Source organism: Chachezhania antarctica, assembly GCF_003646465.1.
Lineage (GTDB): Bacteria > Pseudomonadota > Alphaproteobacteria > Rhodobacterales > Rhodobacteraceae > Chachezhania > Chachezhania antarctica.
In genome coordinates this window covers 1-13,994 of sequence record NZ_QZEX01000011.1, presented here as the reverse complement: position 1 = coordinate 13,994, position 13,994 = coordinate 1, and the positions used below count along the sequence as shown (strand labels likewise).

Genomic DNA, 13,994 nt, shown 5'->3' with positions numbered 1-13,994 from the left:
TCGGACCGGCGGGGACCAGCCAGAACCGCCGATCAGCTTCTTGGCGTGACGCTGTCCTCGGCCGAATACAGGTACGCGGTCGAGCCCGTCGTGACGTTGGGATAGAGGCCGTTGATGTGCGCCATCACCATGCGCACGCAGCCGGAACTTGCACGCCCGCCGATGCTTTGCGGCTGGGGCGTGCCGTGAATGCGCAGATACGTGTCCCGGTTGCCGACATAAAGATAGAGTGCGCGCGAGCCGAGAGGGTTCTGGGGCCCCGGATCCATGCCGTCAGCCATACCGGCGTAGAGGGAGGGATCGCGGTCGATCATGTTCTGGGTCGGCGTCCAGCGCGGCCATTCGACCTTGCGCTTGATCGTGTACGTGCCCGGTTCGTAAAGGTTGCCCCGCGCGATCGCCACGCCATAGCGCATGGCGGTGCCGCCCTCTTCAATGTGGTAGAGATACCGCGCGACGGCATCGACATGGATGTCCCCGGGGACAAGCCCCCCCTTCGCCACCACCCGCTGCGGCAGGAAGCGCGGATTCAGGCCCCACGGGTTCGATGTCGCCGGATCGTATCCGGGCGGTGTCACCTGGGCGTCCCACGCCGCCATTTGCGCTTGGCTCGGCCGACCGCTGGCCAGGAGCGGGGTGGCGACAGACGCCGAAAACAGCGCGGTTGTCGTCTGGATGAAGTGTCGTCGTGTCAGCATCTTTCCTGGCTCCTTAACGATTTCGGGCGGCGGTGCCGAGCCGGACCCCGTACGCTTTCACGTTCGGCTTGGCATGAGATCGCTCTTGCAACCTTGTCCCGGGTAACGCTCCTGGTCCTTGGCGTAACGCCCAAAGCGCCCGGAAGTTCAAGAAAAAAGTTCGTGACCCGACGACGGAGCGGTCCGCGAACCGGCTCCGCCAACCCACCGTTGGCGCCTGTGCCGGAGTGCGATCAGCGCCTTTTCATCGCCCGTTCATAGCCTCGTGATCCCCGGCCAGATCGGTGCGGACCAGCGCGGCCACCAGTCGCGGGAAGTCCGCGTCGCTGACCCGCCCCGCCAACCCCTTGGCCGTCTTCGGAAGCCGCAGGCTCTCTGCGGTCTTCAGCGCCTTCCTGTCGGCGAAGGGGGCAACTTCCGGCCAGGCCACCTGCACTTCGCGGAAGAAGATGTCGACCCCGGCATCGCCCAGCCCCTTGAACGCCTTCAGCCGCCGCCGCATGTCGCCGGGATCCTCTCCGGCGGCCTTGCGCAGGTTGCGCAGATCCCCGCCATAGTCGTCGCGCAGCGCCGCGGCGGTATCGCCAAGGTTCCGGCTGTAGCTTTCGTCGAAGCGCTTGTAGCCGTTGGCCGACAGCACATCGACCCGGTCCTGCCAGCTTGCCGCCGCCATCTTGTCGGCCGTGGTCAGGCCTGCCTCGGACAGCGCCCGGGCCGCCTGCGTCGCCTTGTCGGCGCTGATCCGCGCGGAATAGAGGATCGCGGCCACCAGGCAGCGGAACAGCACGCTGGGTGTGTTGTTCGCGATGTCGATGCCAAGCTCGTCGCAATAGGTCTGCCCGTGACGTTCAAGCAGCCTATCGATCTTCGCGTCGCCGTCCGCCATGGGATTTCTCCTGTGGTCCTGCGGGGCGCATCGGGTTTCCGCGCGCTCCCGCGTGCACTTTCGATGAAAACGACGGATGCGCCGATTGGTTCCGTCAACAGACGGGAACGTCATCCGCGTGGCAGGTGTCGTTCGGGCAGCTCCGGATCAGGTGAAGGCAGCCGGCAGAACGGGGCCGGGCCTAGGCCGCGCCCTTCCATTCGACGGGGGTCACGTAGACGATGCGATCGTCGACGCTGATCATCACATCGCCGTCCTGGATATTGACCTGCAGCTTCATCGAGCGGTTGACCAGTTCCGCCAGATCGCTGGTCGCCTGCTCGGGCAAGTTCATGACCTGAAGATTGTCGAAACGGGTCGTGCTGTTCTTGATCTTGTCCCACCAGATCTCGGCCGGCCGGCCGCCATAGGCATAGACGACCACCTTGCCGGCCTTGTTGCAGGATTGACGCACGGCCTTCTCGCTGGGCAGTCCCAGCGCCGCCCACAGTTCCAGCTCGCCGCTCAGGCTTTTCTGCCAGATGTCGGGTTCGTCATCCGTGGACAGTCCCTTGGTCAGCTCAAGCTGTTCATCGGCATTCAACGCGAAGGCCAGAAGCCGCACCATCAGGCGTTCGTCGGTTTCCGACGGGTGCTTGGCCACGGTCAGCTTGTGGGTTTCGTAGTAGTGACGATCCATGTCGGCGACAGAGAGTTCGACTTTGTAGATGGTGGAATTCTGTGCCATGAAAGGTCCCTCACGCGCCAAGATAGCGATGACTAGTCGGTCTCGTGGCTTTGTGAAAGCGGATAGGGACGGAACCCGGCGGGGGCAGCGTCAAGGGACGCTACGGCGTTTCCGTGACGACGTTCCAGTCGGCCAGTTCGGTCGTCGTAAGGATGTAGATCTCGTTCGCCGGGGTCGCCAGCGCGGGGCCCATGATGCGCAGGTCGATCCCCATGTCATCCAGATGCGCCAGCACCTTCGCCTGACCGCTTTGAATGTCCTGCGTGGCCAGGAAGGCCGGGAGCATCGTGGACTCCCCGAAACTGTGCTGGTGAACGCCCAGGCGCGCGTCGGTCCCGACAGTGCGGTCCACTCCGCCCACGAACATGTAGGGACAGGCGGACAGGCAGACGCCCTCGTCCGGAAGCCGCGTCGCGATTCCAAGCCGGCGCAGCGCGCGCCCGATCTCCAGCGCATCCGCAACACTGCCGCCGGGGCTTTCGATGACCGCCGTCGCAGGCGCGATGCGCTGAAGCTCGGCGCCGATGCGATCCCCGTCACCCGGCGAGATGGCGCCGCGCAGCGTCACCGTATCGGTGCCTTGTGTCGTCAGCGTCAGCTGGCTGGGCATGTCGGGATCGATCCCCGCGCCCGGCTGTGTCGGGTTCGACGGGCGATAGCGCCGGGTCTGATCGCCGGGATAGGTGGGGCTGTTCAACTCGGGCGCGTCCGACCCGGGGCTGAGAAGCGTGGGCAACATCCCCGCGACATCGGACAGGATCAGGAACAGGGCGACAACCACCTGCCCGCCCAGCAGCCAGCGCATCGTGCGCCGCTCGGTCCGAGCGGGGGGCGCGGATTGTGTCTGATCCGTCATTCGACGACACGCGGTGTGGGCGGCCGTTCGGTTGCGTCCCTGGGCGGTTGCGGCGGCGGGGTCTGCATGTCGTGCAGCGCGACGATTGCCGCCTGCAATTCGGCGACCGTCAGCGCATCCTTGGGATCCGACGGCTCCCGCCCTGACCGGATCGCCCCCTGCGCCACGGCCACGATCATGACCAGCACGGCCGGCAACAGATCAATCGCGATGGCCCCGGCCCAGGACGGGACGAAGTTGCGGGCATAAAGGATCACGGCATCGGCGGTGGAAATCGGCGTGTAGATCACGTCGGACGCGGGCTCCAGCGCCAGCACGTCCGACGCCGCCGCCTGGAGCGTCTCGGCCCGCTGGGCCAGCACTTCCAGAAGCGATGTGATCGTCGCCTGTTGTGCCGCCTGCCCGCCCGCGTTGGTCGCGTCCAGCCGCGGCAGCACGACCGATTGCGCCAGATCGCGCGCCGAACGGTCCACCAGCGAGGCCACGGAAAGCTGGCGCAGGGTCGTGATCACGCCCGCCAGCCTCACCGCTTCCTCCGAAAACTGGACGGATCTGTCTTCGACCGCGCCGGGCGCCACCGTCAGCGCGCGCATTCGGCTGAGGATCGCGTTGCCTTCCGCAAAGGCCGCCGCAATGGGCAGCTCCTGCGCCTGGATCAATTCCTCAAGCGCCGCCAGTTCGTCCGACTTCTGCGTCAGCACCCGAAACACCGCGCCGCGCCCGGCCAGCCCCGACAGGCCGCCGCCCGCCTCCTGCGCCGAAAGGTCCTCGAAACTCTGCCGCGTGCGCGCCACGTCCAGCCCCAACGCCTGCCCCTGAAGCGAAACTTCGTGCGCGCGTTCCAGCGAGGCCTGGTAATCCTGCACGGTCCTGGCCAGATGCTGTTCCACCGCGGCCGAACCCGCAAGCGCCGCCGCGTTCAGCCAGGACGACATGGCAATGATCGCGCCGGAGCCTATCACCATCGCCAGCACCAGCCAAAGCCGCGTCGCCGTCGTGCGCATCGCCGGCAGCAGGCGCAGAAGGTACGACCAGAACACGAAGATGCCCGTCGAAACGGCGGCCGAATAGGCGATCGCTGCGAACAGCGACAGCGCGCCGCTGTCGTCCAGCAGCCCCCGGACGCCAAGATAGGTATAGATGCCCGAGGCGACGGCCAGAATGCCAAGCGCGGCAGAGGTAAAGCTTTCAAGCCATGTCAGATGACCTTCGACATCGCGCGCGTGCCGCAGCCCGTTGGTGTCCTGGGTCAAGATACATCTCCGCGAAGTGGAACGTGCGTGGGCCGCCATCGCCATCGAGGGCCGCATCCGGTCGGTGACGTTAACTATTTCGCACGTCTTCGACGAGAGTCCACCGGCATCCCGCAAGTGTGATCGCCAAGGCGCCGTCGCTTAACAATTGTTCCGACATCAGGGTCGCCCGCGCCCGCCGCATCCGGCACGTCAGGGCCAACAGCTTCCCGCGATGCGTGCATTTGCCACAATCCATTCAGCCCATAAAAGATCCGCGGATTGACGCATGTCAATGCATTCCGAAAATCGAATGTCATGATGCCCCCAACGATGAAAACATCGACGGAGGAAGACAATGGCGAAACAGACCACGCCCGACAGCCCGGCCAACGGCCCGGCATCACCGGACGTCGACGCCAGCGCGGCGCTCAAGCTCAACCGTCAACTGTTTCACGCCGGCGCCCATGTCCAGGCCCGCGTGGCAGAGCGGATGGCCCGCCTGGGGCAGGAACACCTGTCCTTCGTGGCCCGGCGCCTGGACCGCGACCGCGCGTTCATCGGGGAACTGGCCGATGTCGGGCATCCCGGTGAAACAATCGGCCACTGGGCCGCGTTCACAGAGGAGACGCAGAAGGATTACAGCGAGGAATGGCAACGGATGCTGGGCCTGTGGACCGACACCGCGCGACAGACGTCCGCCGACCTGCATGACCATTTCAACGAAACGATTGGCGCCGCGCTGAAGCGCGGCACCACGGACAAAGTGAAGGGGGACGCCTGATGCCCATCAAGACAGTTCTGACCTATGCCGACGGAACCGCCCGGGATGACGGCCGGCTTGCCGCCACGCTTGCCGTCAGCCGGCATTACCACGCGCATGTCAGCGTGGTGGCCATCGGCATCGAACCCGAGATCCCGACAGGCGCCTATGCCGGGTTCGGAGAGACGGCCTTCCGCAACGATTTTCACGGACACACGGTGGCCGGGGCCGACGCGCTGGCCCGCACGATGCGCTCCCGCCTTGAAGCCGAAGCCGTGCGGTCGGACGTGTCGACGCTGGTCACCACCCCCGGCGCCCTGTCCAACCGCTTCGGCCACCGCGCGCGGTATTCCGATCTTGTCGTTCTGGCCGCGCCCGAAGACGGCCGGTTCGACCGGACCGATGCGGATGCTTTCGAAGGCGCGCTCTTTACCGGCGACGGGCTGGTCATGGTGGGACCGGACAGCATGAAGCCGGATGCCAAAACGGTGATGATCGGGTGGGATGGCAACGTCTCCGCGCTCCATGCCGTACGCCGGGCCCGGCCGATGCTGGAAGCCGCCGACACGGTCGAAATCGCCATGGTCGATCCCTCCTCCGAACAGGCCCAGAGCGGCGAGGACCTCGCGGTGATGTTGTCGCGGCACGGTCTTGTCGTATCGGTCGCGCGCATTGCCGGCGATGGCCGACCGGCGGCAGAAGCACTTGGGCAGCGGCAGATCGAAATCGGGGCGGATCTTACGGTGATGGGCGGATATGGCCATTCGCGGTTCCGGGAGTTCGTTCTGGGCGGCGTGACGCGGGATTTCCCGGGAATGTCCAACACGCCGCTCCTGATTGCCCACTGACTGACCGACGGATACGGCGTGAACCAGACGACAGGGGAACAGCCGGCGGCCGTTCCCGCAGTGCCGGACGGGGTCGGCGCGCCCGTGACCCGCGTCCTGCAGACAGGAGCGCACCCATGGACCAGACTGAAACGATAGATTTCCTGAAATCGGGCGCCGGGTTCGAAGGCGATGACGGCTCGGACGTCGAGGTGGTCGAAACCCATTGCTCGGTCATCTTCCTTCAGGGCGACGCGGCGCTGAAGCTGAAGCGGGCGGTGACCTACGATTATCTTGACCTTAGCACGGTGGACCTGCGCCACGCGATCCTGGACCGCGAACTGGAACTGAACCGCCCCGCCGCGCCCTCCATCTACCGCGACGTGATGCCGGTCACGCGGGCGGGAGACGGGCTGGCCCTTGGCGGCGACGGAGAGGCGGTGGACTGGGTGCTCCGCATGAACCGCTTTCCGGCGGAAAACGAACTGGAGCGGATCGCCGAACGCGGCGATTTCGATGACCGGCTCGCCACCGACACGGGCGCGGCGATTGCCCGCTACCACGAACAGACGCCCGAACGCCGTCAGCCGGGCCGCGCGATGATGGCCGATATCCTCGATGAACTGGGCCGGGTCTTCGCGGAATTCCCCGGCGCCGACGGCACCGGCCGGGTGTCCGAATGGCAGGACGCGGCCGCCCGGGCGCTGGACCGCGTCGGCGCCTGTCTCGATGTGCGGGGCCGGGACGGGCATGTCCGCCGCGCGCATGGCGATCTGCACCTGCGCAACCTCGTGGTGATCGACGGCCGCCCCGTCCCCTTCGACGCACTGGAATTCGACGAGGATCTGGGCACCTGCGATCTGCTCTACGACATCGGCTTCCTGATCATGGACCTGCTGCACCGCGATCTGGACCGGCAGGGGTGCCGCGTGCTGGACGCGTGGCTGCGCGATTTCCGCGGGGCGCAGGATGCGGGGCTGGCGGCGCTGCCGCTGTTCCTGTCGGTGCGGGCCGCGATCCGGGCCATGGTGCAATTGCAGACCGACGCCGCGCGCGAACGGGCCGGCGCCTCGGCGGACGCGGTGGCGGCCTATCTCGATCTTGCCTGCCGGGCGCTTGACCCCGGCCCGCCGCGCCTGATCGCGGTCGGCGGCTTTTCGGGCAGCGGCAAGAGCGTGCTGGCCCGGGCCCTTGCGCCCGGCCTTGGCGCGCTCCCCGGCGCGGTGCTTCTGTCGTCCGACCTCGAACGCAAGGCCGGGCAGCGGCCGGACGAAAAGCTGGCCACAAGCGATTACGCGCCCGACCGGCGCGACGCGGTGTACGAGGCCATGTTCGACCGGGCCGCAACGATACTGGACGCGGGCCATTCGGTGATCCTCGACGCCACCTTCATCGACCCCGCCCTCCGGGACGAGGCCGAGGCCACCGCCGCCCGTACGGGCGTCCCCTTCAGCGGTTTCTGGCTGGACGCGCCCCGGGACACGCTGACGACGCGGCTGGAGGCGCGCGTCGGCGACGCCTCGGACGCGGATTCAAGTGTCCTAATGATGCAACTGGAGACAGGCACCGGGCCCCTGTCCTGGCAAAAGATCGACGCGTCCGGCACGCCCCGGGCCACGCTGGATCAGGCCAGACAGGCCATGACGGAAGTCGAGATCACAGGCCCCGCATGACAGTCAGCAGGCGATGTTATCCGATGTGATACAGGCACCTGCGCGCGAGGTGCTCACAACCCGAGTGGCAGGGTTCTACGGGCCGGGAATGATCAACCGCTCTCGTTGCGACCATCGGTCAATACGCCGCCCCCTGCCCTGACGTGGCTGCCATCGGCAGAGATCGCCGGATCCGCCGGCCCGATCGCGTTCATCCGGCGGAAGGCAACGGGATCCAGGCCCAGCTTATCCACCAGATCGTCCATCGCGCGTTCGACAGCGAAATCGGCCTTTGCGACCCAGTCGTCGAAAAAGGTGCCCGGCGCCGGCGTGTTGGTCCGCACCGCGTATCCGTCGATCCGCTTGCTGCGGCACTTGTATGGCGCCACCGACTCTCCAACGGCGCGCATCAGCGCCCCGGCGGCGTGGCCGCCATAAGCCCCGACATTGCACACGACCCGCAGGTCCATCGCCGTCAGCCTGCCACCGTGTGACGCCCCGAGGCGCACGCGCACCTCGATCGGATTACATTCTGCGGTGCCCTCGGTCCGCTCCGGGCCTGACCCTTTCAGCGTCACCGGACGGCGCGTTTTCAGCACCGCCAGCGCCACGATGTCTTCGGTCAAAATGCCCGGCCCGCCCGGCCCGGACGCTTCGCCCAAGACATGCACGTGCGCGCGCGGAAGGTCATGAAGCGTTGCCAGCGCATCGCCGATACGGGCGGGCGACGGCGCGGCCGTGCGTAGGATCAGCCGCGCGTCATCGTCCAGCCAGCCCGTACACTCGCGGCCATCGGGAGGCACAGGCCGGACATCTTGCGTGTAGGTCGCATCGTGCACCGTGAACGCGAAGGTCAGCCCGGTGTCGACATCGCCGGTACTCCCGTGAAGTTCGGCCACGATGTTGCTGTCGGCCGTCTCGTGCACCTTGGGGCTGTCGGGGCTTAACGCGGCGTGGGGGTCCGTGACCGGATCGTGAACGTCGTACTCGACGGTAATCGCGCGGCACGCGGCCTTGGCCACGGCCTCTGTTTCGGCCACCACGGCCGCCACGCGCTGGCCCGCGAACCGGATCACAGGATCAAGGATCGTGGTATCGGCGACGTCCTCGTGCGTCAGAACCGCGATGACGCCGGGCATGGCACGCGCGGCCGCGGCATCGACCGACAAGACCCTGGCAGAGGCATGGGGCGCGCGCACGATCTTCATATGCGTCATGCCGTCCGCAACGCGCCTGTCGTCTGCGGCATCGAAGACAGACCGGCGCCCACCGGCATGCGATAGCTCCGCCGGGCAATCGAAGCCACCGGCCCCCCTCTGGTCTGAAGGAGGCCCTGCCCTTTCGCCGCGTTCGAAGAACGACTCGACCGTCATCGGATCCACCCGCGCCCCTATACAACCCAAAACTCTTAACCAGCCGGAACAAGCGATCCCGCCACGGTCGAGTCGCAGCGCGACCTTGCGGCAATATTCACGTCCTTGATATTTTCAATCCGAGCGCAGAGTGTTGCCGGATAGGCAACAGCTTGGACAGGATCGACGACTTTGGAGAATGGCGACGCCACCCCGGATGGCAAATCCGTGCCAAGACCGGTCGCTGATGCGCGGCCCGACACCGCCCTGGCCCCCGCGCATATGGCCCGGGTCTTTCATCAGCCGTCGCTGATCTATTTCAACGCGGTCGCGCGCCACCTGTCCATGCGCGAGGCGGCGCGCCAGCTGAATGTCGCGTCGTCGGCCATATCGCGCCAGATCGGACAGCTGGAAACCGCGCTGGGGCTGACCCTGTTCGAACGCGACCGCCAGCGGCTTCATCTTACGCCCTCGGGAGAGGTCCTCTACCGGCACACGCGGCTCTTGGCGACGACCTTCGATACGGCCCTGGCCGAAATCGAAATGCTGCGCGGGTTGCGGACGGGGCGCGTGCGCATCGCCACCGTGGAAAGCGTGGGCCTGTCCTTCCTGCCGCAATTCCTGGCCGAGTTCGGCCAGAGACACCCGCGCATCCATCTGGACATCATCGTCACGTCCTCGGCCGATGTTCTCGACAAGCTCTTGAACGATGAGGTCGATATCGGTTTCGGGTTCATCCACGAGCAGCCGAAAGGCCTTGAAATTGCCCTGCGCCGCGACGTGCGGGTGGGCGCGCTGATGAAACCGGACCATCCGCTGGCGTCGGGCAAGATCCTGCGGCTGAACGATTGCCTGAGCTATCCCATCGCCATCGCCCGCCCCGAAATTTCCCTGCGCGGCGTGATCGACCCGTTCCTTGAACAGGCGGGCCCGTCCCTGCCGCCCATCGTCGAAGCGAACTCCATCCGGATGCTGGTGCAGCTGGCGCTGGCGGGGCATTACGTTTCGATCATGACGCCCATCGGCGCCCAGACCGAACTGACGAAAGGGCAGCTCTGTTTCAGGCCGCTCGAAGATCCGGGCCTGCCGACGAACCGGTTCGCCCTGCTTGTGCGCACCCGCAGCAGCCTGCATTTCGCCCCGGCGGTGTTCTACGAATTTGCGATGGAACGTTTCGCCAGCATCGAATTGCCCGGCGCGGTGTGACATTGCCGTCTCGCGGCTGCACCGAAAGCATCGCCGGCGTTCTCGTGTGACACCGTGCGATTGCCGGGCATGGCGGCCCGGAACATCGGCCGTGTGCCGCCCGGCATGGCCGGCACACAGGCGCAGTTTCCGGGCGAAACGGGATGCCGTGCACGATCCGGCCGGCGGTTAAAGACCGAAAACAGGGATGAAACCGCCTGCTTCCTTCTCATCGCGTCACGTCCGATAAAATCGCGGTCTCACCGGTTCCCATACACGAAATCGACCTCGGTCAGGGCGTGTCCAGCAGGCGGGCGACTTCGGCCATCACCACTTCGACCAGCTCCCGGTCCACCTGCTTGCCGTCCAGCCGGATCATCCAGCCGCGCTCGTCCTCGGCACTGACAAGCGTCACGCCGCTGTCCAGCCGCATCTCCCCGGCCCGGCGCTCCTTCGGCGCCTTCTTCGGCCGCCCGCCCCGGCGCGGATCGGCCTTGGGCGGGTCCAGATCCTCCAGCGCCCGGGCCAGCGCCGCGGCTTCCTCTTCCGGCGTGTCCAGAACGGTTTCCGCCAGGCTCCGGCGCAGCTTGTTCTCGGCCCCGTCGCGCAAAGCCTGCGCCAGCTTCAAACCGTCCTTTTCCTTGATCAGGTCGGGGAAGGTCAGCATGTCGCCCAGTTCCTCGAAGATCAGCGCGAAGGACCGGATCTTCGACCGCTTCGCCTTCGACGCCTGCGGGAACAGCGCGTCCACCGCCGCCTCGACCCCCGGAAAGGCGCTCTGCTGGCTGGCGATCACGGCGATGCGGCCACGTTCGAAATGGCTCAGCGAGGCGCGGATCTCGTTCTCCTCGACCATCGCGGCGAAGGTGCCGCCCATGGCGTCGGGGTCGCGGATCACGGCGCGGATCGTATCGAACCGGTCGTCCTCCGCCCGCCCCTTCAGCGCCTGCACGGCCCGCAGCCGCCGGTAGCCCGACAGCAGCCCAAAGCGCGCGCCCTTGGCCTGCGCTTCGGCCTCCGGATACTCGAAAACCTCGATCGGAAGACGCAAGCCATTGGAAAGAATGGATTTCTCCAATTCCCGCATCTCCACCTGGTCCAGCGCCACCCGGTCGCGGACCAGCGCATCGGCGTCGATCTCCTCCAGCGGGATCTCGGCCATCACAAGGCCCCTGCCCTCGGCATCGCGCAGCCTTACGGCATCCTTCCGGTCCCGCGCCGCCTCGGCCCGGGCCTCCGGCGGTCGGGCATCGTACCCGGCGGCCGTCTCTGCCGCGACCTGCGCGATGGGGGCTGATGTCGGGGGCCGCGAAACCGGGGTTTCGCGGCGAAACTCGTCTTCGTAGCGGCTGAGATCGTCAGCCGAGGGCAGTTCCAGTTTGCGTCGCTTGGCCATCTTAACCCTCCGCGTTCGCCATCTGCTGATCGCGCCACCATGTGCCAAGGATCAGGTCCTTGACCTCGGCCCAGGTGCGGTCGAACGTCTCGCGCCCCCGGACATAGGTGTCGCGGTTGAAATCACGGTAATCGGCCTCGTAGATGCCGGACACCTGCTCTCCCGCCTGCCCGACCATGGCCGTCACGTCCTGCCGGTAGGTGGTCATGAAATCACCGAAATAGGCTTGGATCACGTTGGCCAGATCAGATTGCTGGGCAGCATCGAAGCGGGTGATCAGGGCCCGGACAGCATCCCATTCGAACCGCATTTCCGGCAGCCCATCGCTGCGCCGCATCCGGTTTTCGCCCTCTTCGATCGAGGCGAAGGTGGAATAGATCATGTCGAAGAACCGGCCCGTGGAATCGAATTCCAGGAACGACGCGCCAAGGGGCACCAGCAGGATATCGGCCGCCGCCAAGGCGTTGATCGTCAGGTAGCCAAGCGCCGGCGGGGTATCGAGGAAGATCAGGTCGTACCGGTCCAGCAGCCCACCTTCGGTCAGGGCGTTCGACAGCGAATCCCACAGCGGCCAAGTTCGCGCCTGCATCCGCCAGACGGGCACCTGGAATTCCGACCAGTAGAGGTTCAGCTGCGCGCCGATCAGGTCGATATTGGGCCAGTGGGTGGGCTGGATCAGCGACGCCGGATCGATGGTCAGGGCTTCTGTCAGGGTCTCGTCGAAGGGGATCGTGGGATCGCCCGAGGCGGCACGGACCTTGTTCTCGGCCTCCAGATGCCGGGCGAAATCGCGGGCCAGAAGCGGGAAGGCGGTCTGCCATTCGTCCTGCACCTTGCCCCCCATGATCGACGTCATGGAGCCCTGGCTGTCGAGATCGACCACCAGCACCTTGTAGCCATCGAGCGCCGCCGACATCGCCAGATGCGCGGCGGTCGAGGTCTTGCCGACCCCGCCCTTGAAGTTGGCCACCGCCACCACCTTGGCCGGCAGGCCTTCCGGCCGCCACGCGCGGTATTCCCGGTTGGCAGCCCCTTCGGTGGCAAAGTGATCGCGGAGGATCAGGATCTCCTCCAGCGTGAACCATTTCGAGCCGCCTTCCCCCGTGCCCTGGGGCAGCTCCGGGTTGGCCTTCAGCACGCGCCTGAGATGGGCCGGGGCGACGGGGATCAGGTACCGGCAGATCTCCCATGTGGAAAACGACCGCAGCCGCTTCTGGCCATCGGGGGCGTAGCCCCTCTTGGCAAGGTCGTCGCGGCCACGGGCGGCAAAGGCGGCGGCCTTGGCGAAGCGGGTCGTGTCGATGGGTTCGGACAGCTTTTCCGCGGCCTTGGCGGGGTCTATGTTGAAGTAGGAGGGCACGCCCGCCCGGGATCCGTTGCCCGGTTTCATCACCATGTCAGCTCCGCATGTTCGCGTTTGAAGGGGATATGCTGCGAACTATGGCACATGAGAGGCCGGATGGGAATCGATCAGACCTGTTCCATCCCTTTTTTACCTGATGAAATCGAAAACATCACGAACGTTTAAGAATCCTTTCAGGTATTTAAAGACTTTACGGTTCATTTCTGTATGTGAAATCAGATATTTACCCGCTGACAGGTGCCCGCATACGGGAGAACGCGGCGCCGTCTACGGGGGATAGGGGACCCGTTTACGGGAAGAGGGGCTCCGATTCGCAGGAAGGGCAGGCGGGCGGAGTCGATCTGCTCTGAAAATCAAGGATATCTTGTGCTCTGGCAAGGCAGAGGGGCACGATCAGGGGGATCCGGGGCCGGTCCGCGCGGCCCGGGTCCCGTAACCGGGTACCTATGCACTGGCGATGGGAGCCCGGGCTGTCCGCGCTATAGGTGCCAAACCCGGACTTGCCAGCGGGTACCTTGAAGCCGATACTTGGGCAGATGGGAATCGCCCGGGGGCGCGCATGGACGATATTCCGCGGGAACAACTGACGGGCTCGCTGCGCCGGGGCGAGGTGAAGAAACACGTCGCAGCGATCCATGTCTCGGGCAAGCTGACGCTGCTGCAACGCAAGCTGTCGAACGTGCTGCTGCTGAACGCCTATGACACGCTGGTCAGCCAGGCCGTGCACCGGATCGATGCCAGGACGCTTTGCCTGATGATCGGCTACAATTCGAACGACATGGAGACGCTGAAGGCCAGCCTGCGCGGGCTGGCCGAGACGGTCGCCGAATGGGACATGCTGGACGAGCAGGGGCAGCAGGAATGGGGCGTCTCGGCGCTGCTCAGCTATGCCAAGCTGAAGGGCGGGATCTGCGAATATGCCTATTCCCCCGCGCTGGCGGAAAAGCTGAACGACCCGAAGGTCTTTGCGCTGATCAACCTCAACATCCAGCGTCGGTTCACCAGCGGCCATGCGCTGGCGCTTTATGAAAACTGCTACCGGTTCCTGCGGACGGGG

The 13,994-nt window shown here is 65.9% G+C and carries 13 protein-coding genes; 5 read left to right on the top strand and 8 right to left on the bottom strand.

Going from position 1 to position 13,994, the window contains the following annotated elements; translation table 11 throughout:
- Nucleotides 1-32: 32 nt before the first annotated feature.
- From D4754_RS18580 to D4754_RS18560, 5 genes are all read right to left on the bottom strand, one after another.
- Nucleotides 33-698, bottom strand: a complete 666-nt coding sequence (locus D4754_RS18580; protein ID WP_121066514.1) for a L,D-transpeptidase — start codon at nucleotides 696-698, stop codon at nucleotides 33-35.
- Between the two features lie 244 nt (nucleotides 699-942).
- Complete coding sequence (locus D4754_RS18575) at nucleotides 943-1,584, bottom strand: HhH-GDP family DNA glycosylase (RefSeq protein WP_121066511.1); 642 nt, start codon at nucleotides 1,582-1,584, stop codon at nucleotides 943-945.
- Between the two features lie 181 nt (nucleotides 1,585-1,765).
- Nucleotides 1,766-2,311, bottom strand: coding sequence for a YaeQ family protein (locus tag D4754_RS18570; RefSeq protein ID WP_121066508.1), 546 nt, complete (start codon nucleotides 2,309-2,311; stop codon nucleotides 1,766-1,768).
- Between the two features lie 100 nt (nucleotides 2,312-2,411).
- The gene (locus D4754_RS18565) at nucleotides 2,412-3,167 is read right to left on the bottom strand and encodes a COG3904 family protein (protein ID WP_121066505.1); all 756 of its coding nucleotides are present in this window, start codon (nucleotides 3,165-3,167) and stop codon (nucleotides 2,412-2,414) included.
- Nucleotides 3,164-4,420 carry a hypothetical protein gene (locus tag D4754_RS18560; RefSeq protein ID WP_240453941.1) on the bottom strand — a complete coding sequence of 419 codons (1,257 nt, stop codon included), beginning with the start codon at nucleotides 4,418-4,420 and terminating at the stop codon, nucleotides 3,164-3,166. Before D4754_RS18560 ends, D4754_RS18565 begins: the two co-directional genes overlap by 4 nt.
- Nucleotides 4,421-4,757: 337 nt before the next feature.
- Here D4754_RS18560 and D4754_RS18555 point away from each other — a divergent pair, with 337 nt between their 5' ends.
- The 3 genes from D4754_RS18555 (at nucleotide 4,758) to D4754_RS18545 (ending at nucleotide 7,662) form a co-directional block, all read left to right on the top strand.
- Nucleotides 4,758-5,183: a phasin family protein gene (locus D4754_RS18555; protein WP_121066502.1), complete on the top strand. Its 426-nt coding sequence runs from the start codon at nucleotides 4,758-4,760 to the stop codon at nucleotides 5,181-5,183.
- Nucleotides 5,183-6,010: a universal stress protein gene (locus tag D4754_RS18550; protein ID WP_121066499.1), complete on the top strand. Its 828-nt coding sequence runs from the start codon at nucleotides 5,183-5,185 to the stop codon at nucleotides 6,008-6,010. The genes D4754_RS18555 and D4754_RS18550 overlap by 1 nt, the downstream gene beginning before the upstream one ends.
- 116 nt (nucleotides 6,011-6,126) lie before the next feature.
- Nucleotides 6,127-7,662: a bifunctional aminoglycoside phosphotransferase/ATP-binding protein gene (locus tag D4754_RS18545; protein ID WP_121066496.1), complete on the top strand. Its 1,536-nt coding sequence runs from the start codon at nucleotides 6,127-6,129 to the stop codon at nucleotides 7,660-7,662.
- A 92-nt stretch (nucleotides 7,663-7,754) separates the two neighbouring features.
- Here D4754_RS18545 and D4754_RS18540 read toward each other — a convergent pair whose 3' ends face one another.
- Nucleotides 7,755-9,014 carry a xanthine dehydrogenase family protein molybdopterin-binding subunit gene (locus D4754_RS18540; RefSeq protein ID WP_121066493.1) on the bottom strand — a complete coding sequence of 420 codons (1,260 nt, stop codon included), beginning with the start codon at nucleotides 9,012-9,014 and terminating at the stop codon, nucleotides 7,755-7,757.
- Between the two features lie 171 nt (nucleotides 9,015-9,185).
- Here D4754_RS18540 and D4754_RS18535 point away from each other — a divergent pair, with 171 nt between their 5' ends.
- On the top strand, nucleotides 9,186-10,199 hold the full coding sequence (locus tag D4754_RS18535) for a LysR family transcriptional regulator (protein WP_121066490.1): 1,014 nt from the start codon (nucleotides 9,186-9,188) through the stop codon (nucleotides 10,197-10,199).
- 271 nt (nucleotides 10,200-10,470) lie between these two features.
- Here the strand turns inward: D4754_RS18535 and D4754_RS18530 are convergent, their stop codons facing one another.
- A complete protein-coding gene (locus D4754_RS18530) occupies nucleotides 10,471-11,574 on the bottom strand; it encodes a ParB N-terminal domain-containing protein (RefSeq protein ID WP_121066487.1) in 1,104 nt (367 codons plus the stop codon).
- Nucleotide 11,575: 1 nt separating this feature from the next.
- A complete protein-coding gene (locus D4754_RS18525; protein WP_420837222.1) occupies nucleotides 11,576-12,964 on the bottom strand; it encodes an AAA family ATPase in 1,389 nt (462 codons plus the stop codon).
- A 532-nt stretch (nucleotides 12,965-13,496) separates the two neighbouring features.
- On the opposite strand from D4754_RS18525, the gene D4754_RS18520 reads away from it, so the two are divergent.
- Nucleotides 13,497-13,994: replication initiation protein (locus D4754_RS18520; protein ID WP_163025972.1), on the top strand; the 498-nt coding region annotated here is incomplete at its 3' end.

Bases quoted from the DNA above. Each gene is read 5' to 3' on its own strand.
- D4754_RS18555 (WP_121066502.1), top strand. From the start codon at position 4,758: ATGGCGAAACAGACCACGCCCGACAGCCCGGCCAACGGCCCGGCATCA.
- D4754_RS18565 (WP_121066505.1), bottom strand. From the start codon at position 3,167: ATGACGGATCAGACACAATCCGCGCCCCCCGCTCGGACCGAGCGGCGC.
- D4754_RS18570 (WP_121066508.1), bottom strand. From the start codon at position 2,311: ATGGCACAGAATTCCACCATCTACAAAGTCGAACTCTCTGTCGCCGAC.
- D4754_RS18580 (WP_121066514.1), bottom strand. From the start codon at position 698: ATGCTGACACGACGACACTTCATCCAGACGACAACCGCGCTGTTTTCG.
- D4754_RS18540 (WP_121066493.1), bottom strand. From the start codon at position 9,014: ATGACGGTCGAGTCGTTCTTCGAACGCGGCGAAAGGGCAGGGCCTCCT.
- D4754_RS18550 (WP_121066499.1), top strand. From the start codon at position 5,183: ATGCCCATCAAGACAGTTCTGACCTATGCCGACGGAACCGCCCGGGAT.
- D4754_RS18575 (WP_121066511.1), bottom strand. From the start codon at position 1,584: ATGGCGGACGGCGACGCGAAGATCGATAGGCTGCTTGAACGTCACGGG.
- D4754_RS18530 (WP_121066487.1), bottom strand. From the start codon at position 11,574: ATGGCCAAGCGACGCAAACTGGAACTGCCCTCGGCTGACGATCTCAGC.
- D4754_RS18525 (WP_420837222.1), bottom strand. From the start codon at position 12,964: ATGAAACCGGGCAACGGATCCCGGGCGGGCGTGCCCTCCTACTTCAAC.
- D4754_RS18545 (WP_121066496.1), top strand. From the start codon at position 6,127: ATGGACCAGACTGAAACGATAGATTTCCTGAAATCGGGCGCCGGGTTC.